31 protein-coding genes are annotated in these 25,166 nt (G+C 46.4%); 1 reads left to right on the forward strand and 30 read right to left on the reverse strand.

All coding sequences use genetic code 11. The annotated features are described in order from the left end of the window. Positions 1–67: 67 nt before the first annotated feature. The 16 genes from AD710_RS06060 to AD710_RS06130 form a co-directional block, all read right to left on the reverse strand. The gene (locus AD710_RS06060) at positions 68–472 is read right to left on the reverse strand and encodes an Rrf2 family transcriptional regulator (protein ID WP_016937662.1); all 405 of its coding nucleotides are present in this window, start codon (positions 470–472) and stop codon (positions 68–70) included. A 140-nt stretch (positions 473–612) separates the two neighbouring features. Continuing rightward, positions 613–2,322: an urease subunit alpha gene (ureC, locus tag AD710_RS06065; protein WP_049627563.1), complete on the reverse strand. Its 1,710-nt coding sequence runs from the start codon at positions 2,320–2,322 to the stop codon at positions 613–615. Then, positions 2,319–2,693, reverse strand: coding sequence for an urease subunit beta (gene ureB, locus AD710_RS06070; RefSeq protein WP_016937660.1), 375 nt, complete (start codon positions 2,691–2,693; stop codon positions 2,319–2,321). Before ureB ends, ureC begins: the two co-directional genes overlap by 4 nt. Further along, entirely contained in the window at positions 2,690–3,007 is a 318-nt protein-coding gene (gene ureA, locus AD710_RS06075) for an urease subunit gamma (RefSeq protein WP_016937659.1), read from the reverse strand. The genes ureB and ureA overlap by 4 nt, the downstream gene beginning before the upstream one ends. A gap of 351 nt (positions 3,008–3,358) precedes the next feature. Then, positions 3,359–3,547: a CsbD family protein gene (locus tag AD710_RS06080; protein WP_016937658.1), complete on the reverse strand. Its 189-nt coding sequence runs from the start codon at positions 3,545–3,547 to the stop codon at positions 3,359–3,361. Between the two features lie 73 nt (positions 3,548–3,620). Next, positions 3,621–4,100, reverse strand: coding sequence for a hypothetical protein (locus AD710_RS06085; protein ID WP_016937657.1), 480 nt, complete (start codon positions 4,098–4,100; stop codon positions 3,621–3,623). A 121-nt stretch (positions 4,101–4,221) separates the two neighbouring features. Beyond that, positions 4,222–5,352, reverse strand: a complete 1,131-nt coding sequence (locus AD710_RS06090; protein ID WP_016937656.1) for a response regulator aspartate phosphatase — start codon at positions 5,350–5,352, stop codon at positions 4,222–4,224. A 189-nt stretch (positions 5,353–5,541) separates the two neighbouring features. Further along, entirely contained in the window at positions 5,542–6,567 is a 1,026-nt protein-coding gene (gene moaA / locus AD710_RS06095; RefSeq protein WP_049627564.1) for a GTP 3',8-cyclase MoaA, read from the reverse strand. Between the two features lie 18 nt (positions 6,568–6,585). Next, the gene (fdhD, locus tag AD710_RS06100; RefSeq protein ID WP_049627565.1) at positions 6,586–7,374 is read right to left on the reverse strand and encodes a formate dehydrogenase accessory sulfurtransferase FdhD; all 789 of its coding nucleotides are present in this window, start codon (positions 7,372–7,374) and stop codon (positions 6,586–6,588) included. A 94-nt stretch (positions 7,375–7,468) separates the two neighbouring features. Beyond that, positions 7,469–7,633: a hypothetical protein gene (locus tag AD710_RS19795; RefSeq protein ID WP_007407587.1), complete on the reverse strand. Its 165-nt coding sequence runs from the start codon at positions 7,631–7,633 to the stop codon at positions 7,469–7,471. 85 nt (positions 7,634–7,718) lie between these two features. After that, positions 7,719–8,399 (reverse strand): VWA domain-containing protein, encoded by a 681-nt coding sequence (locus AD710_RS06105; RefSeq protein ID WP_049627566.1) that lies wholly within the window; start codon positions 8,397–8,399, stop codon positions 7,719–7,721. A gap of 307 nt (positions 8,400–8,706) precedes the next feature. Then, on the reverse strand, positions 8,707–9,393 hold the full coding sequence (locus tag AD710_RS06110) for a vWA domain-containing protein (RefSeq protein WP_049627567.1): 687 nt from the start codon (positions 9,391–9,393) through the stop codon (positions 8,707–8,709). Between the two features lie 264 nt (positions 9,394–9,657). Then, positions 9,658–10,689 carry a stage II sporulation protein D gene (gene spoIID / locus AD710_RS06115; protein ID WP_049627568.1) on the reverse strand — a complete coding sequence of 344 codons (1,032 nt, stop codon included), beginning with the start codon at positions 10,687–10,689 and terminating at the stop codon, positions 9,658–9,660. Positions 10,690–10,890: 201 nt separating this feature from the next. Then, positions 10,891–12,201, reverse strand: a complete 1,311-nt coding sequence (gene murA / locus AD710_RS06120) for a UDP-N-acetylglucosamine 1-carboxyvinyltransferase (RefSeq protein ID WP_016937650.1) — start codon at positions 12,199–12,201, stop codon at positions 10,891–10,893. A 33-nt stretch (positions 12,202–12,234) separates the two neighbouring features. Further along, positions 12,235–12,975, reverse strand: a complete 741-nt coding sequence (locus AD710_RS06125) for a YwmB family TATA-box binding protein (RefSeq protein ID WP_049627569.1) — start codon at positions 12,973–12,975, stop codon at positions 12,235–12,237. Positions 12,976–13,116: 141 nt separating this feature from the next. Then, positions 13,117–13,347, reverse strand: a complete 231-nt coding sequence (locus AD710_RS06130) for a DUF1146 family protein (protein ID WP_007614366.1) — start codon at positions 13,345–13,347, stop codon at positions 13,117–13,119. A gap of 172 nt (positions 13,348–13,519) precedes the next feature. Between AD710_RS06130 and AD710_RS06135 the strand changes: the two genes are divergently transcribed. Then, entirely contained in the window at positions 13,520–13,990 is a 471-nt protein-coding gene (locus AD710_RS06135) for a hypothetical protein (protein WP_045927227.1), read from the forward strand. 44 nt (positions 13,991–14,034) lie between these two features. Here AD710_RS06135 and AD710_RS06140 read toward each other — a convergent pair whose 3' ends face one another. The 14 genes from AD710_RS06140 to AD710_RS06205 form a co-directional block, all read right to left on the reverse strand. Beyond that, positions 14,035–14,433, reverse strand: coding sequence for a F0F1 ATP synthase subunit epsilon (locus tag AD710_RS06140; protein ID WP_013353907.1), 399 nt, complete (start codon positions 14,431–14,433; stop codon positions 14,035–14,037). A 23-nt stretch (positions 14,434–14,456) separates the two neighbouring features. Further along, a complete protein-coding gene (gene atpD, locus AD710_RS06145; RefSeq protein WP_045927226.1) occupies positions 14,457–15,878 on the reverse strand; it encodes a F0F1 ATP synthase subunit beta in 1,422 nt (473 codons plus the stop codon). Positions 15,879–15,903: 25 nt separating this feature from the next. Further along, positions 15,904–16,767, reverse strand: a complete 864-nt coding sequence (atpG, locus tag AD710_RS06150) for an ATP synthase F1 subunit gamma (RefSeq protein WP_049627570.1) — start codon at positions 16,765–16,767, stop codon at positions 15,904–15,906. Between the two features lie 75 nt (positions 16,768–16,842). After that, positions 16,843–18,351: a F0F1 ATP synthase subunit alpha gene (gene atpA, locus AD710_RS06155; protein ID WP_016937645.1), complete on the reverse strand. Its 1,509-nt coding sequence runs from the start codon at positions 18,349–18,351 to the stop codon at positions 16,843–16,845. 16 nt (positions 18,352–18,367) lie between these two features. Continuing rightward, a complete protein-coding gene (locus AD710_RS06160) occupies positions 18,368–18,913 on the reverse strand; it encodes a F0F1 ATP synthase subunit delta (RefSeq protein WP_003151169.1) in 546 nt (181 codons plus the stop codon). Then, positions 18,910–19,422: a F0F1 ATP synthase subunit B gene (gene atpF, locus AD710_RS06165; protein ID WP_016937644.1), complete on the reverse strand. Its 513-nt coding sequence runs from the start codon at positions 19,420–19,422 to the stop codon at positions 18,910–18,912. Before atpF ends, AD710_RS06160 begins: the two co-directional genes overlap by 4 nt. Positions 19,423–19,563: 141 nt before the next feature. Next, complete coding sequence (atpE, locus tag AD710_RS06170) at positions 19,564–19,776, reverse strand: F0F1 ATP synthase subunit C (RefSeq protein ID WP_003151167.1); 213 nt, start codon at positions 19,774–19,776, stop codon at positions 19,564–19,566. Positions 19,777–19,822: 46 nt separating this feature from the next. Continuing rightward, positions 19,823–20,557 (reverse strand): F0F1 ATP synthase subunit A, encoded by a 735-nt coding sequence (gene atpB / locus AD710_RS06175; protein WP_016937643.1) that lies wholly within the window; start codon positions 20,555–20,557, stop codon positions 19,823–19,825. A gap of 7 nt (positions 20,558–20,564) precedes the next feature. Further along, complete coding sequence (atpI, locus tag AD710_RS06180; RefSeq protein ID WP_013353910.1) at positions 20,565–20,948, reverse strand: ATP synthase subunit I; 384 nt, start codon at positions 20,946–20,948, stop codon at positions 20,565–20,567. Between the two features lie 419 nt (positions 20,949–21,367). Further along, entirely contained in the window at positions 21,368–21,997 is a 630-nt protein-coding gene (upp, locus tag AD710_RS06185; protein ID WP_016937640.1) for a uracil phosphoribosyltransferase, read from the reverse strand. Positions 21,998–22,131: 134 nt separating this feature from the next. Continuing rightward, a complete protein-coding gene (glyA, locus tag AD710_RS06190; protein ID WP_049627571.1) occupies positions 22,132–23,379 on the reverse strand; it encodes a serine hydroxymethyltransferase in 1,248 nt (415 codons plus the stop codon). Positions 23,380–23,526: 147 nt separating this feature from the next. Beyond that, a complete protein-coding gene (locus AD710_RS06195; protein ID WP_047475862.1) occupies positions 23,527–24,069 on the reverse strand; it encodes a TIGR01440 family protein in 543 nt (180 codons plus the stop codon). 13 nt (positions 24,070–24,082) lie between these two features. Continuing rightward, a complete protein-coding gene (rpiB, locus tag AD710_RS06200; RefSeq protein ID WP_016937637.1) occupies positions 24,083–24,532 on the reverse strand; it encodes a ribose 5-phosphate isomerase B in 450 nt (149 codons plus the stop codon). Between the two features lie 131 nt (positions 24,533–24,663). Then, a complete protein-coding gene (locus AD710_RS06205) occupies positions 24,664–25,119 on the reverse strand; it encodes a low molecular weight protein arginine phosphatase (RefSeq protein ID WP_049627572.1) in 456 nt (151 codons plus the stop codon). Positions 25,120–25,166 lie beyond the last annotated feature (47 nt).

The following is a 25,166-nucleotide window of genomic DNA, read 5'->3' on the forward strand; positions in this document are numbered from 1 at the left end:
GTTCTATCCCTCCTTATTCCCTGTAACCATTTTCGTTACACTCTTGACGGCATGAAGCCATCTCTTTTTAACAAAAGAGATGATTCATTACATCATAAAGAGATTTGTTCGCCAGTTCATTCTCCATTGCCCGCTGTACGCTTCCGAACGTCTCATCAAGCGCGTGCTGAATATTTTTGCCGACCGGACAGTCCGGATTCGGATTGTCGTGAACCGCAAAAAGCTCTTCCTTATTTTGTACCGCCCTGTAAACCTCTAAGAGGGTAATCTCCGAGGGATCTTTTTTCAGGCTGGCTCCCGCAACACCTGCCCGGGATGTCAGAAGACCTGCTTTTTTCAGCTGGCTGATCGTTCTCCGCACTACGACGGGATTGGTGTTTACGCTGTCCGCAATCATATCTGACGATGCCCGTTCATCCGTTGAGATCAGCGAAAGAATGTGAATGGCCACAGCAAGACGGCTGTTAATCATGTTTTTCACCACCGGTGTAACCACAATGGTTACATTTCATTTGTTTTTCAATTATTAATATACACTAAAATACGCGGCAGGATGAAATCAAGTTGACAATAGAGGTGTAAATAGGCCGGCGGAAACCGGCCGGAGAGGGATTAAAATAAGAAATAACGCTGTCCGAGCGGAACATAGCTGACAGGCTGGCATGCCAGTTCTTCACCGTCGGCGAACACCTGATAGGTTTTCGGATCGACTTGTATATTCGGCATCGCGTCATTCAGCTTCATGTCGAGCTTACTCAGCTTGCGGATATTCCGTACGGGGGAAATCATTTTTTCAAGCCCGAGCTTTTCCGGTACGCCGTTTGCGATACCAGCCTGGGACATAAATGTAATAGACGTATTGCGGTTTGCTTTCCCGTAGGATGCGTACATCTGGCGCATAAACACAGGCTCAGGCGTCGGAATGGAAGCATTCGGGTCTCCCATCTGGGCGCGGGCGATCATGCCCCCTTTGAGCACAAGTTCAGGTTTGACGCCGAAGAAAACCAGATCCCACAATACGAGGTCAGCGAGCTTTCCTTTTTCAACGGAACCGACTTCATGACTCAGGCCGTGAGTGACGGCAGGATTGATCGTGTATTTGGCGACATAGCGTTTGGCGCGCACATTATCATTGCCGCTTTCTCCTGAAAGAGCGCCCCGCTGCTTCTTCATTTTATCGGCAACCTGCCATGTCCGGATAATCACTTCTCCCACCCTGCCCATCGCCTGCGAGTCAGATGATGTCATGCTGATCGCGCCGATATCGTGCAGAATATCCTCCGCCGCGATGGTGGCCGCTCTGATGCGTGAATGACTGAACGCCACGTCTTCAGGGACTTTTGAATCTAAATGATGGCAGACCATCATCATATCAAGATGCTCGTCCATCGTGTTGACCGTATACGGAATCGTCGGCGTCGTAGAGGACGGCAGAATATTGGCGTAAGAAGCGAGTTTCATAATATCAGGTGCATGGCCTCCGCCGGCTCCCTCTATGTGATATGTATGGATAACCCGGTCGCCGATCGCATCAAGCGTATTTTCTAAAAAGCCCGCTTCATTAATCGTGTCTGTGTGGATCGCCACCTGAATATCCGCCTCATCCGCGACTTCCATGCACGCTTTAATGGCGCTTGGCGTTGATCCCCAATCTTCATGCAGCTTCAGGCCGATCGCGCCGGCTTCTGTCTGTTCAATGAGAGGCGCTTTATCAGAGGCATTCCCTTTCCCTAAAAAGCCGACATTGATCGGAAACTGCTCAGCCGCCTCCAGCATTCTCGCCATGTACCATGCGCCGGATGTACAGGTCGTCGCTTTACTTCCCGTCGCAGGGCCCGTTCCGCCGCCCAGAAGCGTGGTCACGCCTGAAGAAAGCGCGACTTCCATCTGCTGCGGGCAGATGAAGTGAATGTGCGTATCAACGCCGCCAGCCGTTACGATTTTTCCTTCGCCGGAAATGACTTCTGTTCCGGCGCCGATGACCATGTGCGGGTCCACCCCATCCATAATATCCGGGTTGCCGCTTTTCCCGACGCCGACAATCCGGCCGTCCTTCACCCCGATATCCGCCTTGACGATCCCTGTATAATCCAGGACGACGGCGTTTGTGATGACCAGGTCAAGCGCTCCGTCTTTCCCTGTGATACGGCCGTTTTGCCCCATGCCGTCCCGGATTGTTTTTCCTCCGCCGAAAATCATTTCTTCTCCGTAATTCGTGAAGTCTTTTTCGACTTCAATCCATAAATCCGTATCTCCGAGTCTGACTTTGTCTCCCGTTGTCGGTCCGAACAGCTCTGCGTATTGCTCACGTGACATTTTCATCGGATCGCTTCCTCCATCCATCCGGCTTTTTTAAGATTCGACAGAGTCTTTTCTTTTCCCCGCTCATCCATATACGTATCGGCCATGCCGTTCAGGCCTCTGACCGTTTTTCGTCCTCCGATTTCCACGAGTGTGACGGTTTTCTCTTCTCCCGGTTCAAAACGGACTGAGGTGCCTGACGGGATGTCAAGACGCATGCCGATTGCTTTCTCCCGATTGAAGGACAGAGCGCCGTTGGCTTCTGCAAAATGAAAATGCGACCCTACCTGCACTGACCGCGTTCCATGATTGGTGACTGATACCTCCAGCGTCTTTCGGCCTTCGTTAATAGTGATGGTCCCCTTTGCGACTTGAATGGCTCCCGGCTTCATGACTTCACCTCCGCTTTGATCGGCTGATGAACGGTGACAAGCTTGACCCCGTCCGGAAACGTCGCTTCCACCTGAATGCTGTCCAGCATTTCCGGAACGCCTTCCATAACGTCTTTTTCCGTCAATACGCTGCGGCCGGATTCCATCAGCTCAGCAACGCTTTTTCCGTCTCTGGCGCCTTCCATCAGGTAACAGGTCAAATATGCGGCAGCTTCAGGATAATTCAGCAGAACGCCGCGCTCTTTCCGCTGTTTTGCGAGCTCTCCCGCTGTGAAAATAAGCAATTTTTCTTGTTCAACCGGTGTCAGTTTCATCTGTATTCCCCCTTAGTGATAGTCAAACGCAATCCACATGGTCATACCGAGACGATGCAGGCGGTTACCACCCCCTTCACCTCATGAAATGTTAAGTGATAAAAAGTATTCGACGGTGAACAGCCTGATTCCTTTTGCAGAAATTCCAGATTTCTTATTTTTTTAAAACAAACGTTTAATCAAATGTGAAGAGAGATCACATTCTTTGTGAATATTATAAAGAAATTATCGTAAAATTTATAGAATATTTAAAAAGTTAGTGAATATTAACCAAACGAACTGGAATTTTTGTCATTTCTCATAACAAAAAGCCCAAAATATTTTGGGCTTTTGCTTTGTTTCGATATCAAATTAATCGTCACTGAGTTTATCTTTCGTTTCGCCGACACCCTTTTGCAGGCTGCCTTTCGCTTTGTCCTTCTTACCTTCCGCTTTTAAGTCGGACTTGTTTGCCATGTCACCTGCTTTGTCCTTCGCTTCCCCTTTCATTTTGTTCATGCCGCCTTTTACTTTGTCTTTTAACCCGTTATCTTGACTCATATCTCTTCAGCTCCTTTTTTGTTCTGTGTACTTGTTTTCTTCCCTTTCAGCATTATCGCAAACATGTAAACTCTCAATTATTGATTTCACAGCGCTCCCCGTAGCGGAGCACTTTGTAAACGGCCAATCCGTCTGACAGCTTATTATCCCCGTGTTTGACCGGCAGAAGGGCAAAGAATACATAATACGTTGAAAAATAGACAAATTGGTAAAAAAATAAGTTTGGCTCGAGAACATCTTTCATGATCAGCAGATTTATTATAAAAATAGAAGCGAGATTAAACAGACAGCCTCCGGAATAGACGAGCGCGCTCGTCAGACGGTTATCTATCCGCAATTCGCCGAATTGGCAAAAAGAATCTATAAAGTAGATACGCCGCACCTGAATCGGCCCCACTTTTAAAAAACGTTTCCCCATACCGATATCCAATGACGCCTTGCCTCCGAACAGCATTGCCATAAAGCTGTGGCCTGACACATGGATGACAGACACCATCGGTAAAATGATGAGAAAGGATACGAAAAACTTTATCATATCATTAAATCCGAACAACAAATCCCTCCTTTCAATCGTCCGTTTTTCCCTCTTTTGCGATTTTTCCGATTTCTTCAATGATCAAACCTCATAATGTGCATAAAAAAATAACCATCTGCCGATCAGATGGTTAGAAAATTTATATATCGTATAAACATTGTTCTTTTTGAATGTTTTCTCTCATGTGAATCACTTTTTCATAAAAATACGCCGCTTCTTTATATTGCTCATGGGCGCTTGTGTATATGGCAGCCTCCAAGGCGAAATCTTCAATATACACATACAGCGATTTTTCATTCATATAGTCAAACACTTCATGGATTAAGTCCATATTGAGGGATTCCAGGTAAAGCGCTTGTAAAAACTTATATTTCTCTAAACTGAATCGGTCGCCGCGTTCTTTCGCGATCGTGACCCCTTTTTCATAATAAGTAAGGGCCGCTTCGTCATCACGCAGCCTGAAAAGGGTGTGTGTTAAGCTGAACAGCGCCTTCGGAAGCTGTTCAAGCTGATGTTCTTCAAAAACGGGCACCGCTTTTCTAAAATAACGGGCCGCTTCAGCCAGATCACGCTTTTCAGAATAACAATTCCCCAGATTGTAAAGCGAAGACCCGATCAGGCGGGGCTGTCCTTCAAGCAAAGAAAGGCGGAGCGCTTCGTCTAAATGCTCAAGCGCTTTGTCGTAGTTTTTGCAGTCGATATAGTTTCCTGAGATGACGAAATGGCACTGTATTCTCCGCACTCTGTAAAAATCGTGTTTCATATATGTATCCAGCGCCTGAATCCCGTGATTCATGGAGAAATGAGTCTGCTTCATGACGTAAAACACTTCAGACATCTTGAAATGGAATTCCGCCCTCTCTATATCATCCTCGACAAATGAAAGGAGTTTTTCCGCTTTCCGGTAAAAAGAAATAGCCGCAACATAGTTATTCTGATCGAACTCATACATTCCTCTGAACAAATGAAAATAATACTCGGACAGTCCCGATATGCTGTCCGTGCTTTCGATCGTCTTTTGCAGCTCGCTGTACTGAATTTGAGATTGTTCGGTGAAATCCGGCTTGACGTAATCAAGCATAATATGATGGCGGTAGCTGATCAGCTGGTAATATAACAGCAGCAGCTGGTCTTCCTCCATACGTTGTATATCCTCATCAATTTCCTCTTTCAGCTTTATGGCATCAGCCGCTTGAAACGCTAAAATGTGCTTGTACCATTTGTTGATCTTGACTCCAACTTGAGATGACGGAATCTCGTATGCGGTCATGCCCCTTTCACAACCTTTTCTAATTTCTATTGGTTATATTTTAACATATTGTATGGCTTTGGAATTGAATAACTTGATCGTCCTGCATCAAAATTCCTATCATATATTTCGGCCGGCATCGGTTTTTTTTGAACAGGCCGGAGCTTCATTTGAATAAAAAAGCCTGCCCTTGTTCGGGCAAGCCTTTATTCATCCGCCTATATACGACATTTCCACTTTCTTTTTCCCATCTGTTTTAGAAAGCGCGCGGTCAATTGAATACTGATCCGTGCGATTTCTCCAGACAGAGGCGATGGATTCCGTCAATTCGTCATCAGTCAGGCCGCCGCGCACAAGCTTCCGCACATCGAAGCCGCTAGAAGCGAACAGGCACGTAAAAAGCTCGCCCCTTGCCGACAGACGCGCTCTGTTGCAGGAGGCGCAGAATGCATCCGAGACGGAGGAAATCACCCCGATTTCGCCGGAACCGTCGAGATAGCGGAATCTGGAAGCGACCTCTCCTTTATAATTCGCTTCTATCGGCTCCGCCGGCATGTGCTGATTGATCAGATCAATGATCTCAGCCTTCGTGATGACGTCTTTTTTATTCCATTGATTTGTATTGCCGACATCCATAAATTCAATAAACCGAAGAATATGACCCTTTTCTTTAAAATAGCGGGCCATCGGCAGGATGTCTTTTTCATTGACGCCCTTTTGAACAACCATATTGATTTTCACACCGAGTCCGGCTGCTTTTGCCGCTTCAATGCCCTCGAGCACCTTGTTCACCGAGACGCCGCGGCCGTTAATGGCCTTAAACCGCTCATCCTCTAAAGAATCAAGGCTGACGGTCACGCGATGCAGCCCCGCCTGCTTCAGCTTTTCCGCATACACGGGAAGCAGAGAGCCGTTCGTCGTCATCGCAATATCGTTAAGCCCCGGGATGCGCGAAAGCTTTTTGATCAATTCAGGCATATCTTTTCTCATCAGCGGCTCCCCGCCCGTCAGCCTGATTTTTTCAACGCCGAAGCGGCCGACAAACAGTTTGGCAAGCCGTTCAAGCTCTTCAAATGAGAGCAGTTCCGTCTTTTGCAGAAATGGATAATCCGGTCCGAACAGTTCGGCTGGCATACAGTACGTGCATCTGAAATTGCAGCGGTCGGTTACAGAGATACGGAGATCCCTGAGCGGCCTTTCCCTTTTGTCTGACACGCGGCGCGTTTCTGTATTCATAAGCCCCAAGACCCCTTTCTATTGTTCAACCCGTTCAGGATGTGTGTATACGTTAAACGATCCGTTTCTGACAAAGCCTATCGCCGTCATGTTCAGCTCTTCCGCCATTTGCAGCGCAAGCTCCGTCGGCGCCGATTTTGAAATGACAATCGACACGCCGATTTTTGCGGCTTTCAATAAAACCTCTGAGGAAATCCGTCCGCTGAAGACAATCAGCTTGTCACGGACCGGCATTCCGTTTTTCAGGCAGTTGCCGTACAGCTTATCCAGCGCATTGTGGCGCCCGATGTCCGTCCTCATGAAGAGCATCTTTTCCGTATCGCACAGCGCCGCATTATGGACGCCGCCCGTTTCCTGGAATGTGCCGCTTTCGCTTTGCATCTCCTTCATGAGGCGAAGACACGTTTCAGGAGTTATAGTGATGCGGCTGACGGCGGTTTTGGCCGTTTTTACATCCTGCTGAAAGTAAAAATGGCGGCCTTTCCCGCAGCATGAACCGATCACTCTCTTCGTATAGTCTTTTTGCTCAAGCACTTCGGGATTCGTCAGCTCCACATATGCAAATCCGAGACTTTCATCTATCGTAAAGCTTTTGATCTCTTTTTCAAAACGAATGACGCCTTCTGACGCGAGAAATCCGATAACGAGTTCCTCTAAGTGGTCGGGCGTGCAGACGAGCGTAACAAATTCCTGCCCGTTCACCATGACAGTCAATGGATACTCTGATACCATCCGATCTGCCGTTTTTGTTAATACCCCTTTTTCATAGCGGTATATTTCTCTTACCGCCGTTGTTTTTTCATCCACTGTTTTCCCCTCCGCAGTATCCTTCTCTTTTATTCTTCCATAATCCCTGTATTTTGTCGAATTTGCGGTTTAAAAAAAGAGCCCTCTTCGGACTCTATGTTTCGTTGCGATGATGTCTGCTCAAAATGGTGAATAAAATAACTGCGGCGATAATGGCCAATATACTGACAAATATGAAGGCGGCAAGCTTCAGAAAAATTCCCATCAGTACAAAAACGACTGCCGCCAGCACTAATATAATGCCTGCTCCTTTTAACAACAGCATTCATCTCCTTTTAGTCGTATCATTCCCGCGGTTCCGTTTTCTAAACAAAAAAGACGCCGCGCGGGCGTCCTTTTTCAGCCTATTCTTTTGCTAAATCCTTTGCAGCGTCTTCCCAAGCCTGTTTGAACTCGTCCGCGCTGTCAGCTGAGACATACGTCCCGCCTCCTGCTTCCGCCGCTTTTTCAAGGCTTTCGCTTCCTTTCATGCCGAAGTTGAAGCCGATGATATTGACGATTGTGTTGACGTTCGCTTTACGGAGCTTTTGAATTTCAGCCTGAGGATTACCGCCGCATGTTTCTTCACCGTCTGTAATCAGGTATACGACGTTTTTCCCTTTAGCGCCGGCCCGCTCAAATTCTTCGCGCGTATCAGAAAGCGCTTTTGCTATCGGTGTCCAGCCTGTCGGTTTAATTTTGCTGAGTGATTGCTCAAACGGAGTCACGGCGTACGGCTGAAGTCCGTATAACGTTTCTGTCGCATTACATGATACGGCTTTGCCGGAGTTTTTATTATTGCCCTTATGGCCGAATACCCGAAGCATCAGATTCGTGTCTTCAGGAAGAACTTTCGCAAAAGAGGTGACAGAATCTTTCGCAACATCTATTTTACGTTCTCCCCCCGTTTTTTGTATCATGCTTCCGCTTGCATCGAACAGCACAGCGACGTTGGTTTCCTCTTGCTTTTTCTCAGCCGCAAAAACAGGTGATCCGAGTGAGAGCGTCAAAAGTCCGACAATCCCCGCAGTAAACATTTTTTTCATTTCCTTCATTCCTCTCCATTTGTTTTTGCCGATGGGCCCCGGCTCTTCTCTATGCTAGTTTAGCTATTTGGAAAAAGATATAGGGCGTGATGCCTTTTGTGGAACGGCGATATATGACCAAAAATGAACAGAATTATGCGCATCATCCTAAAAAGATTGGCTAAATGATGACAGTTTTAATGCCTTTTTCGCCCTTTTTGTAATATAAGTCCGGGATCTGATTCTTTTTACAGTTTTCTCTTCATCTCTTCATGAAAATTTTGTTAAATCAAACATAAAAAAAGGGCCGATAAACGGCACCTTTTTCTTATTCCGCTAATGATCTCGCTTCCATTGTAAAGATACGGTTCATATCCTTTTGGCTGTGAGCTTCGTAATATTTTCCTCCGCCCGCTCCGGCAATCGCGTGCAGCTGGCCGTTGAAGCCTTCCTTAAAGTCAAAACCGATCACGTTGACTTTAATATGATGTTTGCGAAGTTCTTTCGCCGTCTTAATAGGATCTCCTCCGCATGTCTCTTCACCGTCCGTCAACAGGTAAACGGATTTAAAGCCGAATTTATGAACACCGTTAAAAGAAGCCTTCGCATCTTCTAATGCTTTGGCAATCGGTGTCCAGCCTGTAGGCCCGATTCCGTTCAAAGAGTTGAGGAAGCTTTGTCTGTCAAACTTTTGGAACCCGTACACACCGCGAATGGCTTCACATGATTGAACTTTTCCGGAATTTTTATTATTGCCTTCCGAACCGAAAACCGTCATTCTGACTTGTGATGTAGACTTAATTCGATCCGCAAAACGGATGATTTCATCTTTTGCCATATTGTATTTAGATACGCCGTCTATCCGTTTCGCCATACTGCCGCTCGCATCAAGTAAAATGGCGGTATTGTTTCTGAATAAAAGTGTGTTCTCGTCTGCTTTCTCAGCAGCAAAAGCAGGAGATGCAGCAGTCAGCATCAATCCGAACATAAGTATGAGTGAAAATGTTTTTTTCATTGCTTTTTCCCCTTTTCAATAGATTTACGTTCAACGCCGAACAATATTTATCGTAAATGAGATGAAAAGGGAAATAAATAGGACGGGCTTCCTCATTATTTTTGCGTACATTCACATAGAAGCGGCATTTTTATCAGTGATTTTCACCCGATGCGCAGCCATCTGTCCGCAATTGTCAGCCTTTAGCCTTTCGTTATATGAGTCCGTTGGTTGTTTTACCGTTTATGGAATAGTTTTCCGAAAAAAAGACGCTGATGACAGCGTCTACTTTTTCGCCATATATTTGTTTAAAAATGAAGCGGCCTCGGAAATGTTCACTCCCTGATAGTAATGCTTGACGATGTCCGCCACGGATTTTCCCTGCTCCGCCATGTAATTGGCTCCGTACTGGCTCATACCCACGCCATGGCCGAACCCCTTTGTCGTAATGGTGATGCTGCTCCCGTTTCGTTTCCATTCAAAGTCGGCAGAGCGGAGTCCGAGTTTTTCCCGGATGTCTCTGCCCTTCAGCTTCTTGCCGTTTATGACGGCCGTCGCCACTTGATGCCCCGGTGTTCTGGCCGTAATCTGCCCCACCGTGCTTTGTCCTGAAAGCTGCACGCCGAGCTTCTGCTGAAACTCAGACACACTGAAGGTCTGGGTGGCGAGATATTTAGGCGATTTCTTATCCCAAGGGCTTTTCACACTCTTTAAATAAGGAATGGCGCTTGTCCAATAGGCTTCCGCATTTTCCGTATAGCCGTTGCTTGTAGAGAAAAAAGATGCCTCAATCGGTTTGTTGTCATACGTTAAAATCTTTCCTTGGGTGCCGGCCACCGCATTTGTGATTTTCTTAAGCTTTTGAGCATACTCAGAACCCCATTCTTTTTTCAGCTGGCTCTTGCTTTGATAGACTTGGAACATCTGTGTGTCATCCACCAGCGATCCTTTAGGCGCCTGAACGGCTGAGTCAGCGACCATCAGTCTGACAATAAATGTCCGGGCAGCGAGCGCCTGGGCTTTTAAGGCTTCCGGTTTAAAGTCTGCGGGCATTTCGGAAGCTACGACTCCGGTCACGTACTCTTCAAGCGGAATGTTCTCTACAGAATGTTTGGATGTCCGATAAACCGGAATGGATACAGGTGATTCTTTCAATGTTTCTGCTCCTTTTGTCTCTCGTATGGTGTGTGCTGTTTTGTGTCCGGGCTCTTTGTTCACGGCTGCTCCTTTTTCTGCCTGAAACGGAAGAACGAGAATGGTGGGAACAAGAAGAATAAGTACACATAGCCCGGATAGTAGAAATACAATGGGTTTCATATATCAGCTGCCTCCTGCTTGGGATTCGACTCTACTTCATCTTATGGGCAGGGACAAGCTAATATGACTTCCTTTTGGACAGAATCTTTATTCGATTTTTCACGTCAAAAACGTATTCTTTTTTGAAAATCAGAGCATAATAATGATGATAAACCCTATAAAAAAACAGTATGCCAGATTGACATACTGTTTTTATAACCTTTATGCGTTTAAGTCAGTAACGGCTTCTTTGCTTTCTTGTTCAGCGGCCGTTTCATCAACGACACGCTCGATGTCAGCGCCGAGAGCCGCAAGTTTTTTATGGAAATCCACATAACCGCGATCCAAGTGCTTCAGTTCCGTAACGCGTGTATGACCTTCAGCCACTAATCCCGCAAGAATCAGCGCCGCGCCCGCACGCAGGTCCGTAGCGGCAACTTCTGCGCCTTGCAGCTGTACAGGACCGTTAATGATCACAGAACGTCCTTCAATTTTAATGTCGCCATTCATCCGGCGGAATTCTTCAGCATGCATAAAACGGTTTTCAAACACAGTTTCAGTAATCATGCTTGTTCCGCTCGCACGGAGAAGCAGCGCCATCATTTGCGACTGCATGTCAGTCGGGAATCCGGGGTGAGGCATCGTTTTGATGTCGATCGGCTTCAGCTGGGCAGGGCCGATGACACGAAGGCCTTCTCCTTCATCCGTAATTTTGACTCCCATTTCTTCCATCTTCGCAATTAAAGACGTAAGATGCTCAGGAACCGCACCTTTTACTAATACATTTCCTTCCGTGATAGCCGCAGCCACCATAAAAGTACCCGCTTCAATACGGTCAGGAATGATATTATGTCTTACGCCGCGAAGCTTCTCGACACCTTCAATTTTAATGGTGCCTGTGCCGGCTCCGCGGATTTTTCCGCCCATTGCATTGATATAGTTCGCTAAGTCAACGATTTCAGGCTCTTTTGCCACGTTTTCAAGCGTTGTTGTTCCTTCAGCTAATGCAGCTGCCATAATCAAGTTTTCTGTCGCACCCACACTTGGGAAATCTAAATAGATTTTTGCGCCCTGCAGACGGCCTTCCACTTCCGCTTCAATAAAGCCGTTGCCTACTTTGATTTTTGCACCCATTGCTTCAAAGCCTTTTAAATGCTGGTCAATCGGTCTTGAGCCGATAGCGCAGCCGCCCGGAAGCGCTACTCTTGAATGACCCGTACGGGCTAATAGAGGGCCCATTACAAGCACTGACGCGCGCATTTTACGCACATATTCAAAAGGTGCTTCTGTTTCTAAAGCGTAAGAAGCGTTTACCGTAACTTCATTATTCTCAAAATGCACATCTGCTCCTAAATGACGCAACACTTCATTAATTGTATATACATCGGAGAGCGTAGGTACATCACATATTACGCTTTTTTCTTCACTTGCTAATAAAGATGCAGCGATAACAGGTAAAACGGCATTTTTTGCTCCTTCAACTTTCACTGTGCCGTTTAACTTCTGACCGCCGCGGACGATGATTTTTTCCAAGGTATTCCCCTCCGCGTCCCTATATTCTCTATATTAATATTCAGTTGTCACGATTGGTGTGCCAACCGTAACGGTATGTTTTTCGCCCATTCCCGCACTTCTAAGCGCAATTTGCACATTCATCTTATGTTTAGATGTCATGATGTACTCTGTCCACTTATATGTAAATGCAGAAACAGAAACGAAATGAGGCTCAACTACATGTTCAACTGGACTTGCTTCAAATTCTTTCATGAGCTGTTCTGCTTTTTTTTGCAAAACAATACTCATATTATCATTTAAATGACCCTTTAGACAAGTAAAAATAAATACTTTATTTTGAAATATGTCTTGTGCCTGCCGTTCAAACTGTTCATATGTATTATTCCAGTTTTCCGGTTGCTCCGGGCTCATTTGCTCATATAATAAATACGAAGTTGGGTTCTGGTTTTTGAGGGTAGTGACGAGCTGCAGTTTAAAAGTTGTATGATTTTTTTTGTCAGAATACGTGCCGACAGCCTTTACAATCTTATCTTCTTGAGCGATTTCCCACTGATATTGCGGATTCTGCGTCTTCAGTTCTTTCACCTTGTCATCAAATTCACTCAGTGACAGGTTCAGATTTTCTTTCGCATGAAGCGTCCACTCATCTACAGTGACATGCTGCCGCTCCATTCCTTCAGCGATCTGGGCAAGCGGAGACAGCTCACTTGCATGAATGGAATGAAATACCGCAATTAAGGCGCTTAAAAAAACAAAAAACAAGATGATACGGCCTGCTCTTTTTTTCTTCATATCGATCTCTCCCCCTTACTCCCATTTTTGCCGGAGCCGGGGAAAGCGATACATGGAAAACTTCGTCAAAACTCGCCAAACGGGTGAAGAAAAATTGGTTTCTCCCCCAGCGATTCCCTTCATTTCAACTGACGAAACACCTTAAAACAAGTATGGAAGCTGCTTCGAATAGGTAAGATAATCTAAAAAGAAGTCAGCGACTGCCGTTCCGATCGCAATGGTAAGAAGAATAATCAGCAGCCTTGCCTGCACTATTTTTCCTTTTCGGATCAGCGGATCAAAGTTGACGGCCTGTAGCGCCCACCATGTCACCGCAATGCATACCAGATGAACCAGAATGCTGATTGCGGCCTGCTGCCCCAATACATTCACACATTCCATCTCCTTTCATTTTTTCCGCCCCTCATATCCTCTCTTATTATATAAGAAGAAAAGAGAAAGATGATCATTTTCACAGCAGAATTTTTATCCAAAATTAGGGGCAATCCCCGCTTAAATGTCCGTTCTCCCGCATGGTATACTTTTTTGGAAAGGAGATGGGAATATGAATCATTCCTTTTTTCATCCGGAAAAGCAGTATGGAGAATCACTGCCCGTATTTGACCACGAGTGGGAAGCGATAGCATTCTACTATGATTATAGACAGTCTCAAACAGAGGAACTGAAAGAATTATGTCAGTTTTTCAACATTTCTCTTGATTATTCACACGGAAGCCTGAAGAAATTAGAAGCTCTCTACTTCCGCAGCATAAAAGAACTGCTATTGGCGGACTGGAATCTGCCGATTGACGAATTTGAGAAAATGCTCAGTGTGTATGTCATTGATTGCGCCATCAGACACCATGACGATGCCGAATGGATCGTTAAACCTTATCCGTATACGGACGGCGCCTATACGACGGGCGTGCGAAGAGGAAACAAAACGTGGCACACCGACAACTGCTGTGAACATTTATATCTGCAAAAAGAAGAGGATCATCCGCTTATCGGCGTCTATGAATCTCTTATGCGTTAATATAGAAAAAGAATCCTTCTCAGACAGCCGAGAAGGATTCTTTTTTAGTTTCCTGCAACATCCAATCTGTTTACAGCCCGCTGTAACGCAAGCTCAGCCCGACGAATGTCAGTATCATCTGATCGTTTGTTCAAACGGTCTTCCGCCCGCTTTTTCGCAGCAAGGGCGCGCTCTTTATCAATGCTGTCCGCAGTTTCAGCGGCTTGTGCAAGGATAGTGACCTGATCAGGGCGGACTTCTAAAAATCCGCCGCTGACAGCCGCCAAGTCAGTCTGTCCGTCTTTTTTAAGGCGGACAGCGCCGATTTTAAGCGGAGCCACGGTCGGAATATGGCCCGGCAAGATACCGAGATCACCGCTCTCGGCTCTTACGCTTACCATTTCAATATCAGCATCATATACTGGGCCGTCGGGAGTAACGATATTGACTTTAACGGTCTTCATGCTTTTACCCTCCTAGGACCAGATTAAACTTCTACACCCATCTCTTTTGCATTCTCAATGACTTCTTCAATGCGTCCCACAAGACGGAATGCATCTTCCGGAAGATGGTCATATTTACCGGAAAGGATTTCTTTAAAGCCTTTAACTGTTTCTTTAACAGGCACGTAAGAACCCTTTTGTCCCGTAAACTGCTCAGCTACGTGGAAGTTTTGAGAAAGGAAGAACTGGATACGGCGTGCGCGGTGAACGACAAGCTTGTCTTCTTCACCCAATTCATCCATACCGAGAATTGCGATAATATCCTGCAGTTCTTTGTAACGCTGAAGCGTTGACTGAACTTCACGCGCCACCGCATAATGCTCTTCTCCGACAATTTCCGGAGCAAGCGCGCGGGAAGTGGAAGCCAGCGGATCAACCGCAGGGTAGATACCCATTTCAGTTAATTTACGCTCAAGGTTAGTCGTTGCGTCCAAGTGAGCGAACGTCGTCGCCGGAGCCGGGTCAGTATAGTCATCGGCAGGCACGTAGATCGCCTGGATAGATGTAACTGAACCAACGTTTGTAGACGTAATACGCTCTTGAAGCTGACCCATTTCTGTCGCAAGCGTCGGCTGATAACCAACCGCAGAAGGCATACGGCCGAGAAGCGCGGAAACCTCTGAACCCGCTTGTGTGAAACGGAAAATGTTATCGATAAAGAACAGTACGTCCTGTCCTTGTTTATCACGGAAATGCTCAGCCATTGTAAGACCAGTCAGTGCTACACGCATACGTGCGCCCGGCGGCTCGTTCATTTGTCCGAAGACCATGGCTGTTTTCTTGATAACGCCTGAATCGCTCATTTCGTAGAAAAGGTCGTTCCCTTCACGAGTACGCTCTCCTACACCGGCGAATACGGAAATACCGCCGTGCTCTTGCGCGATGTTGTTGATTAATTCCTGGATTAATACGGTTTTACCTACACCGGCACCGCCGAACAATCCGATTTTACCGCCCTTGATGTAAGGAGCGAGCAGGTCAACGACCTTAATTCCCGTTTCAAGAATTTCAACCTCAGTTGAAAGCTGATCGAATGAAGGAGCTGATCTGTGGATCGGGTCCTTTTGAGCATCCGCAGGCAGCGGTTCATTTAAATCAATTTTATCTCCCAGTACGTTAAATACGCGTCCGAGAGTCACATCACCGACAGGAACGGAAATCGGAGCACCTGTATCAACTGCTTCCATTCCGCGCTGAATTCCGTCCGTAGATGCCATGGCAATTGTACGGACTGTATCATCGCCTAAATGAAGAGCAACCTCTAGCGTTAGATCGATGCTTACTTCATTTTCGCCTGTAGCTGGCTGTGAAACTTTAATCGCATTATAAATCGCAGGCAAGTGGCCGTCCTCGAAACGTACGTCGACAACCGGTCCAAGCACCTGACTTACGCGTCCTTTCTTCATCGCTATCCCTCCTGACAAAATCTTTCTATTCTAAAGCGGCTGCACCGCCGACAATTTCGGTAATTTCTTGTGTAATCGCCGCTTGACGCGCGCGGTTATATGAAAGCGAAAGTGAATCAATGAGTTCTTTCGCATTATCAGTCGCATTTTTCATTGCTGTCATTCTCGCAGCGTGTTCACTTGCTTTACTGTCAAGAAGCGCGCCGTAAATTAAGCTTTCCGCATATTGAGGAAGCAGCACTTCGAGCACCTCTTCTTCATCCGGTTCGAACTCGTAAGAAGCCGTGCGCTTCCCGCCGCTCGTTCCGAAATCCGTTAAAGGCAGCACTTTTTTCTCCGTCACTTCCTGTGAAATCGCACTGACGAAATGGTTATACACCAAATGCAGTTCATCAAAAGCGCCGTCGATAAACATTTGAACCGTCTGACGGGTCAAATCTTTAATCTGAGCAAAAGTGACCTCGTCGCCAAGCCCCACTAACTCAGACAAAATCGGCATCTCCCGTTTTTTGAAGAAATCGCGGCCGACTCTGCCGATTGCAATCACCGTGTATTCATCTTTAGACTGATGGCGTTCTTGAATGGTGCGGTAAGCGTTTCGCAAAACCGAACTGTTAAACGCACCCGCAAGCCCGCGGTCAGACGTAATGACGAGATACGCCGTCTTTTTCACATCTCTTGAGACAAGCATCGGGTGTTTCGCGTTTTTCGCGCCTTTTCCGACGTTAAACACAACCTCCTGGATCTTATCCATATACGGAGCAAATGACTTCGCGTTGGTTTCCGCACGGTTCAGCTTCGCAGCGGATACCATCTGCATGGCTTTTGTAATCTGGCTTGTTTTTTTCGTTGACGTGATCCTTGACTTAATATCGCGTAATGAGGCCAAAGATTTCACCACCTTTATTCTTCATTTGCGTAAAAAGAGAGAAAAAGAGAACCTTTTTCTCTCATCTTCTAAGGGTTAGTTGCTTGGTGCAAATGTGCGTTTGAAGCCTTCGATTGCAGCTTTGAAGTCTTCATCAGCAGGAAGGTTTCCTGTTTTCGCAATGCCGTCAAGCAGATCTTTATGGTTTTGATCAAGGTACATGTAGTACTCTTCTTCAAAACGTCTGATATCCGCAACCGGAATATCATCAAGATATCCTTTTGTCAGCGCATAAAGAATGGCTACCTGTTTTTCAACCGGAAGCGGCTTATTCAAGTCTTGTTTCAGCACTTCAACTGTACGCGCACCGCGGTTCAGTTTCGCCTGAGTCGCCTGGTCAAGATCAGATCCGAATTGGGCGAATGCTTCAAGTTCACGGTATGAAGCAAGGTCAAGACGCAATGTTCCCGCTACCTTCTTCATCGCTTTGATTTGGGCTGATCCGCCGACACGGGATACGGATAATCCGGCATTGATCGCAGGACGCACACCTGAGAAGAATAAGTCGGATTGAAGGAAAATCTGTCCGTCAGTAATGGAAATGACGTTTGTCGGGATATAAGCGGAGATATCTCCTGCTTGTGTTTCGACGAACGGCAGCGCCGTAATTGATCCTGCGCCTTTAGCGTCACTCAGCTTGGCTGCGCGCTCAAGCAGACGGGAGTGAAGATAGAATACATCCCCAGGGAATGCTTCACGGCCCGGCGGACGGCGAAGAAGCAATGACAGCTCACGGTAAGCGGCCGCTTGTTTGGATAAATCATCATATACGACGAGAACGTGCTTGCCGTTGTACATGAATTCCTCACCCATTGTCACCCCTGCATACGGTGCAAGGTAAAGAAGCGGAGCCGGCTGTGAAGCAGACGCCGTCACGACAATCGTGTAATCAAGCGCGCCATGCTTACGAAGTGTTTCCACCACGCCGCGTACTGTAGATTCTTTTTGACCGATCGCTACATACACACAGATCATGTCTTGGTCTTTTTGGTTTAAGATTGTATCAATCGCAACAGATGTTTTACCTGTCTGACGGTCCCCGATAATCAGCTCACGCTGTCCGCGGCCGATCGGAATTAACGCGTCGATCGCTTTGATACCCGTTTGCAGCGGCTCATGTACCGATTTACGGTCCATTACGCCTGGTGCCTGGCTTTCGATCGGGCGGGTTTTGCTTGTCAGAATCGGGCCCATTCCGTCTACCGGCTGTCCGAGCGGGTTGACGATACGTCCGATTAATTCTTCACCTACAGGAACTTCCATGATGCGGCCCGTTCTTTTGACCTCATCACCTTCACGGATATCTCTGTAAGGTCCTAAGATAACGATACCTACGTTGGATTCTTCAAGGTTTTGAGCCATACCCAAAACGCCGTTTGAAAACTCAACAAGTTCACCGGCCATACAATTGTCAAGGCCGTGCACACGCGCAATACCGTCTCCGACTTGGATGACTGTACCTACGTCATGAACTTCAATTTCAGATTGGTAATTTTGAATTTGCTGCTTTATCAGCGTGCTAATCTCTTCAGCTTTGATGCTCACTTAGGTTTCACCCCTTCTATCGATTTCCTCCGGCAAGTTGACGTTCCATGCGCTCAAGCTTTCCGCTCACGCTTCCGTCATAAATCCGGTTTCCAATGCGGACTTTAATGCCGCCTATTAAATCCGTCTGCACTTCATTTCTGATTCTGAGCGAAGCGATTCCGGCTTTTTTTGCAAACACTTGAGATAATGATAACATTTCCGCTTCTGACAGCGGTTTTACTGAATAAACAACCGCATCCTCCGTCTGACGGGCCTGATTGGCAAGTTTGATAAACTCGTCTGTGAGATCAGGCACAATCGAAGACCGGCGGCGGTCAATCAGAAGAAAAATCGTATGCAGCACAGACTCAGACAGTGCGCCGAACGATTGCTGAATCAGCTCTTTTTTCTTAGCAGCCGATACCTTCGGATGGCTTAACACTTCCTGTAATCCGGCTTCGTTTCGGAAAACTTCTTTTAGTACGGTAAGCTCTTCTTCGATTTCATTGATTTGAGAAGTCTCAACGGCAATGTCGAAAAGCGCTGACGCGTATCGTTTAGAGACAGCAGATCCACTCATCGGCTCTCTCCTACCTCTTTAAGATAGTCTTGAATCAGTTTTTCCTGGGCTTGTTCATCAAGCTCTTTTTCGATCACTTTCGATGCGATTAAGACAGAAAGTGATGCAACTTGCTCGCGAAGTGCGGAAACCGCTTGTTCTTTTTCTTTGACAATTTCGGTTCTCGCCGCTTCTTTTAATCTTTCAGACTCGGCGCGCGCAGCCTGGATAATGTCTTCCTTCTGCTTTTCACCCAGTTTTTTCGCATTTTCAATAAGTGATTGTGATTCCTGTTTCGCTTCTTTTAAAAGAACGCGCTGCTCTTCAATCAGCTTCTGCGCTTCTTTATTTCTTTCTTCAGCGGACGTAATTTCGCCGGTGATATGATCTTCACGCTGTTTCATTATATTTAATAGCGGTCCAAGAGCGAATTTCTTGAGAAGCGCTAATAAAACTAACATAGCTAACAATTGGAATAGGATATCTCCGCCGTTAAACGACAGTCCTAATTCAAGAGGTAATTGAGACATCTACTACGGCAACTCCCTTCTGCAGGTTTTCTCTGCTGATAAAAGCCGTTTCAAGACGGCCTGCTTATCAGACATAAAGCAATGGCGAAGGTTCTCTTAGAGTGATCTTCGCCATTTTTAGTTCATATAAGGCTTTTATGCTTAGCCAAAGAACGCTAAGAACGCGATAACGACAGCGATAATTGGAAGGGCCTCAACCAATGCGATACCCATGAACATAAGAGTTCTAAGTTCTTTTCCTGCTTCCGGCTGACGGGCAATTCCCTCTACCGTACGTGAAACAATCAAACCGTTACCAATACCTGCACCAAGTGCACCTAAACCGATTGCAATCGCAGCTGCTATTAAATTCATGAAAAAGTTCCTCCTTTAAAATGTTATCCGAATTGGATATATGATTTTAATGATCATGACTGATTTTGTGTGACATGTACACCATCGTCAGCATCGTAAAGATAAATGCCTGGATGGTACCGATGAACAAGCTGAACGCCTGCCATGCAAGCATCGGAATAATGGCTCCGACTGTACCGACCAAACCGAGAAAGAAACTGTTTGAGTAGAAATTCGTCGCCAGATTTGCAAGAAGGCCAAGAAGAATTTCCCCGGCGAAAATGTTACCGTAAAGACGAAGTCCGAGTGTCAGCGTATTCGCAAACTCCTCGATGATCTTCATCGGGAACATAAGCGGAACCGGTCTGAGGTAATCCTTAGAATATTCCTTCAAACCTTTCATCTTCACGCCGTAATAGTGTGTTAATGACACGACCATAACGGCTAGAGTCAGAGTAATAGCCGGATCGGCCGTCGGTGATTTCCACCAAAGCTCGTGTCCGACCGTTACAGAAAACGGCAGCCCCAGCATATTTGATACAAATATGTACATCAGCAAGGTTACACCAAGCGCCAAGAAGTTAGCCCCTGTCTTTAAATCCATTGTACTGCCTATAATATTGCGGACAAAATCAACAATCCATTCCATGAAGTTCTGGGCTTTTCCCGGACGGATGGACAGCGTTCTCGTAGTAAGAATCGCAATCAGCAGCACAATCACACTTGCCACAGTAATCATCAGAATGTTTGTCAGATTAAAAGTAAGACCATACAAATCAATAGTTCTGTAATCGTGATTCAATGGGTTTTCACCTCTCTTCCATTGATGAACGTTTGAGCTGAATAATGGAATCTATCATAATGACGGGATAAATTGTCATTAATCCAATAATCACACTTGCCACACTGACTTTGTCGGGATATTTAAAGGCGATAGCCATCGCAAGTATCGCATTGCACCAACGCGCTGCGCTCCCGAGTGATCGTATGGACTTTCCTTTCGCTACGGCCTTGTCAAAAGCATTCATTCTTCTGGTCAAGAGCCACAGATTAAACAAACTGAAAACAGTTCCCAAAAAGAGGCCTAGAAAAACAGTTTTATACGCCGTAAGACCATATCCCAGCAAATAGATTGCCAAGATCACAAATACATATCTCCGTTGTCTGCTGAATGTAAGATTGGGATCGTCCATCAACTATCTGTCTCCTGATGAAAAAGTAATATAATTCCTGGATACGGCATACATGCGGTTAACCCTTTGCAGAAGGCCTTTTTTGTCCCGCAAAAAAACGGCCTGTTCGAAAAAACCACTCATCCTCCTGATGCGGGATGCTGTTTCATTCGCTTAGATAAATCCTCATATAACGGGTTTTTTTGGAGGATTTAAAATGAGGATGGATACTAGAAATGAAAGGAATGAAAACCTTCTCATAATACCCTCGTTTAGCATACAATAGCCCCTAACATGTGTCAATCTGTTTAAAGTTAAAAAACTTTTTATACCGGAAGCATACACAGAATGTTCACAAATTCACCTATAAATGTATGAACTCTCCCCTTTCAGCAAAAATTTGGATAAAAAAAGAAAACCTCTGAATGAGGTTTTCCGATTTATTTTGTTCCGTACAGTCTGTCACCCGCGTCACCGAGACCCGGAACGATATAGCCTTTTTCATTCAGCTTTTCATCCAGGGCCGCGATGTAAATATCAACGTCTGAATGGTGTTTCTGCAGCTCTTCCACGCCTTCAGGAGCCGCTACGAGACACATGAAACGAATGTTTCTCGCCCCGCGTTTTTTCAGGCTGTTTATTGCTTCAACCGCAGAGCCTCCCGTTGCAAGCATCGGGTCCACGACAATAAAATCACGTTCTTCCACATCAGAAGGAAGCTTAACATAGTATTCCACCGGTTTTAAGGTTTCCGGATCACGGTATAATCCGACATGTCCCACTTTGGCCGCAGGGATTAATTTCAGCATGCCGTCAACCATTCCGAGACCCGCTCTCAGGATCGGCACGATACCGAGTTTCTTCCCTGAAATCACTTTGGATGTCGCTGTTTGAACAGGTGTTTTCACTTCCACTTCTTTAAGAGGAAGATCACGTGTAATTTCAAACGCCATCAGTGATGCAACTTCGTCCACAAGGTCTCTGAAATCCTTTGTGCCTGTATTTTCATTCCGAATATATGTCAGCTTATGCTGGATTAAAGGATGATCAAATACGTAAACCTTTCCCATACTGTGTTCAGCTCCTTTTTTGTTGTCCGAGTGACTTTTTCACACTTCTATTGATTCTACAGAAAAAGACAAACAGTTTCAAGAAAATCATAAAAAAACCCGCCGGATTAGGCTTCCGGCGGATTTCTTCCTTATCAATAGTCCAGTTCTTTATATAAAGGAAACTTTTCAGTCAAGGCAGATACACGCTGTCTTGCTTCTTCAAGCTTTGCTTCGTCTTCGTGATTTTTCAGCGCAAGGCCGATGATGGCGCCGACTTCTTCAAGTGCGTCACCGTCAAATCCGCGGCTTGTCACAGCTGCCGTGCCGAGACGGATTCCGCTTGTGACAAACGGTTTTTCCGGATCATAAGGGATCGCGTTTTTATTAGATGTAATGCCGATTTCATCAAGAACATGTTCAGCGACTTTTCCGGTCAGACCGAGAGAACGGAGGTCGACAAGCACGAGGTGGTTATCCGTTCCGCCTGATACGAGCTGAATGCCCTCTTTGGTCAGAGATTCAGCAAGACGCTTCGCGTTCGAGATGACGTTTTGCGCATATGTTTTGAAATCTTCTTCAAGCACTTCCCCGAAAGAAACGGCTTTGGCCGCGATGACATGCATAAGCGGTCCGCCTTGGATGCCCGGGAAAATGGATTTATCAATCTTTTTGCCAAACTCTTCACGGCAAAGGATCATTCCTCCGCGCGGTCCGCGAAGTGTTTTGTGAGTCGTTGTCGTTACAAAGTCAGCGTAAGGAACCGGATTCGGATGAAGGCCGGCCGCGACAAGACCCGCGATATGCGCCATGTCGACCATGAAGTAAGCGCCGACTTCATCAGCGATTTCGCGGAATTTTTTAAAGTCGATCGTACGGGGATACGCGCTTGCTCCGGCAACGATCAGTTTCGGCTTATGCGCCAGCGCTTTTTCACGCACATCTTCATAATCTATATATTGCGTGTCTTTATCGACACCGTATTCAACAAAGTTGTATTGAACGCCGCTGAAATTAACCGGGCTTCCGTGTGTTAAGTGGCCGCCGTGGGAGAGGTTCATCCCGAGCACCGTGTCGCCGTGCTCTAAAATCGTGAAGTAAACAGCCATGTTCGCCTGAGCGCCTGAGTGCGGCTGAACGTTTACATGCTCAGCTCCGAAAATCTCTTTCGCGCGGTCGCGGGCGATGTCCTCGACGACATCAACGTGCTCACAGCCGCCGTAGTAGCGTTTGCCGGGGTAGCCTTCAGCATATTTGTTTGTTAAAACCGAGCCTTGTGCTTCCATTACCGCTTCCGTTACGAAGTTTTCAGAAGCAATTAATTCGATATTAGTCTGTTGACGCTTACGCTCATTTTTAATGGCGTTAAACACTTGTTGATCTTGTGCAGGTAAATGTTTCATCAGCGAAATCCTCTCCTATCCGTTTCCTGTTCTTTATTTTTACCACCCTTATTGTACATGGTTTTTCAGGTGAATGTAACAGCTTATTTAAAAAAATCACAATATTTAATTGGAAAACACGAACATTATATAGGAAAAGCATTTTCATCATTCGCATTCATAAACGGCGCGAATTCCGCCGATCAGCTTCGGCCTTGTCCGGGCCATCGTCACATGCGCTTCTCCGAGCTCACGGCTTGATATCCGGACAGGGACGGCAACGGGTTTTAAATGCATGCCGATGAACGTATCACCGATGTCAATTCCGGCGTCAGCCTGGATCGATTCAGCGAGCACGGGAGATTGCATCTGCCGGTATGCATATGAAGCCATCGCTCCGCCCGCTTTCGGGACGGGGACGGCTGAAACGATGGGGAGCCTGAACCGCTCGGCCGTTTCCGCCTCAATGACAAGCGCCCTGTTTAAATGCTCGCAGCATTGAAAAGCAAGATGAACACCCGTTTTTTCCTTGAACCGGGCAAGTCCGCCGTAAATCAATTCAGCCCAATCGCCGCTCCCCGCGGTGCCGATCCGGCTTCCCGCGGCTTCACTCGTACTGCACCCGATGACCAGCAGACTGCCGGCCTTAAGTCCGGCCTGCTCTTGAAATTCAGTCAGCATGTCCGTCCATTTTCGCTTCATCTCTTCCATTGTCCAGCACCTCTTACAGATTTTTTTCTTCGTAATCTGCGATTTTGCCGATCCGCCGTTCGTGGCGGCCGCCCGTAAATTCAGTCGTCAGCCAGATTTTTGCGATTTCGCGCGCCAGCCCCGGGCCGATGACGCGCTCCCCCATCGCAAGAACATTCGTATCATTGTGTTCCCGCGTCGCTTTTGCGCTGAAGGTGTCATGCGCAAGCGCACAGCGTATTCCTTTTACCTTGTTTGCGGAAATGCTCATGCCGATGCCTGTGCCGCAAATTAAAATTCCCCTGTCAACTTCACCGTTCACCACTTTTTCCGCTACCGGAAAAGCGTAGTCAGAATAATCAACAGAACCGCTGCCGCATTCACAGCCCATATCAATGTATTCAATCTGCAATTCATCCAGCAGACTTTTGATTTCTTCGCGGATATGGACGCCGCCGTGATCTGACGCAATAGCTACTTTCATTCATTTACCTCCTAGGTGTGGCTGGGCGAAGACAGCCCAGTGTGCTTGTCCTTTTTTACGAAATCCGTTGATTTTATTCTACTCTTTCATATTCGTTTTGCAAATGACCTGTTTGCAGATTTTCTGACAGATTACTTGCTTTTTCCGTCAAGCAATTGGTCAGCCAAAAGGGTCAGCAGTTCCTCCAGTTCGTCCCGCGTCCTTTTATAAACATCAAGCGGACCGCCGAACGGGTCAGAAATATCGCCGCTTTTTCCCGTTACGTATTCTTTAATGGTAAATACTTTACCATGACTGTTTCGATATCGGCTTTTGATCAGCTGTTTATGCTGTTCGGTCATCGTCAGCACCAGATCGGCCGTCTCGATATGTTCTTCCGTTAAGGGAGATGAACTGTGATTGAGAGCGATCCGTTTTTCAAACAGCGCTTCCACGGCATGAGCCGACGCTTTTCCGTTCGGGGACGCGAATACTCCGGCAGAGCTTGCGCTGACGTCCAGCCCTTTCGTTACTGCAATGGATTTAAAAAGAGCCTCAGCCATGGGACTGCGGCACGTATTGCCTGTACAAACAAAGATTATTTTCATATCCGTCACCTCTTACTGCCTATTATAAATGAAGAAAAAAGAAACGG

Origin of the sequence: Bacillus sp. JFL15 (assembly GCF_001184225.1) — a bacterium.
GTDB lineage: Bacteria > Bacillota > Bacilli > Bacillales > Bacillaceae > Bacillus > Bacillus siamensis.

Excerpts from the sequence above, each read along its gene's own strand:
- AD710_RS06060 (WP_016937662.1), bottom strand. The coding sequence starts at position 472 with ATGATTAACAGCCGTCTTGCTGTGGCCATTCACATTCTTTCGCTGATC.
- ureC (WP_049627563.1), bottom strand. The coding sequence starts at position 2,322 with ATGAAAATGTCACGTGAGCAATACGCAGAGCTGTTCGGACCGACAACG.
- ureB (WP_016937660.1), bottom strand. The coding sequence starts at position 2,693 with ATGAAGCCGGGAGCCATTCAAGTCGCAAAGGGGACCATCACTATTAAC.
- ureA (WP_016937659.1), bottom strand. The coding sequence starts at position 3,007 with ATGAAACTGACACCGGTTGAACAAGAAAAATTGCTTATTTTCACAGCG.
- AD710_RS06080 (WP_016937658.1), bottom strand. The coding sequence starts at position 3,547 with ATGAGTCAAGATAACGGGTTAAAAGACAAAGTAAAAGGCGGCATGAAC.
- AD710_RS06090 (WP_016937656.1), bottom strand. The coding sequence starts at position 5,352 with ATGACCGCATACGAGATTCCGTCATCTCAAGTTGGAGTCAAGATCAAC.
- moaA (WP_049627564.1), bottom strand. The coding sequence starts at position 6,567 with ATGAATACAGAAACGCGCCGCGTGTCAGACAAAAGGGAAAGGCCGCTC.
- AD710_RS06105 (WP_049627566.1), bottom strand. The coding sequence starts at position 8,399 with ATGAAAAAAATGTTTACTGCGGGGATTGTCGGACTTTTGACGCTCTCA.
- AD710_RS06110 (WP_049627567.1), bottom strand. The coding sequence starts at position 9,393 with ATGAAAAAAACATTTTCACTCATACTTATGTTCGGATTGATGCTGACT.
- spoIID (WP_049627568.1), bottom strand. The coding sequence starts at position 10,689 with ATGAAACCCATTGTATTTCTACTATCCGGGCTATGTGTACTTATTCTT.
- AD710_RS06125 (WP_049627569.1), bottom strand. The coding sequence starts at position 12,975 with ATGAAGAAAAAAAGAGCAGGCCGTATCATCTTGTTTTTTGTTTTTTTA.
- AD710_RS06135 (WP_045927227.1), top strand. The coding sequence starts at position 13,520 with ATGAATCATTCCTTTTTTCATCCGGAAAAGCAGTATGGAGAATCACTG.
- AD710_RS06140 (WP_013353907.1), bottom strand. The coding sequence starts at position 14,433 with ATGAAGACCGTTAAAGTCAATATCGTTACTCCCGACGGCCCAGTATAT.
- atpD (WP_045927226.1), bottom strand. The coding sequence starts at position 15,878 with ATGAAGAAAGGACGCGTAAGTCAGGTGCTTGGACCGGTTGTCGACGTA.
- AD710_RS06160 (WP_003151169.1), bottom strand. The coding sequence starts at position 18,913 with ATGAGTGGATCTGCTGTCTCTAAACGATACGCGTCAGCGCTTTTCGAC.
- atpF (WP_016937644.1), bottom strand. The coding sequence starts at position 19,422 with ATGTCTCAATTACCTCTTGAATTAGGACTGTCGTTTAACGGCGGAGAT.
- atpE (WP_003151167.1), bottom strand. The coding sequence starts at position 19,776 with ATGAATTTAATAGCAGCTGCGATTGCAATCGGTTTAGGTGCACTTGGT.
- atpI (WP_013353910.1), bottom strand. The coding sequence starts at position 20,948 with ATGGACGATCCCAATCTTACATTCAGCAGACAACGGAGATATGTATTT.
- upp (WP_016937640.1), bottom strand. The coding sequence starts at position 21,997 with ATGGGAAAGGTTTACGTATTTGATCATCCTTTAATCCAGCATAAGCTG.
- glyA (WP_049627571.1), bottom strand. The coding sequence starts at position 23,379 with ATGAAACATTTACCTGCACAAGATCAACAAGTGTTTAACGCCATTAAA.
- AD710_RS06195 (WP_047475862.1), bottom strand. The coding sequence starts at position 24,069 with ATGGAAGAGATGAAGCGAAAATGGACGGACATGCTGACTGAATTTCAA.
- rpiB (WP_016937637.1), bottom strand. The coding sequence starts at position 24,532 with ATGAAAGTAGCTATTGCGTCAGATCACGGCGGCGTCCATATCCGCGAA.
- AD710_RS06205 (WP_049627572.1), bottom strand. The coding sequence starts at position 25,119 with ATGAAAATAATCTTTGTTTGTACAGGCAATACGTGCCGCAGTCCCATG.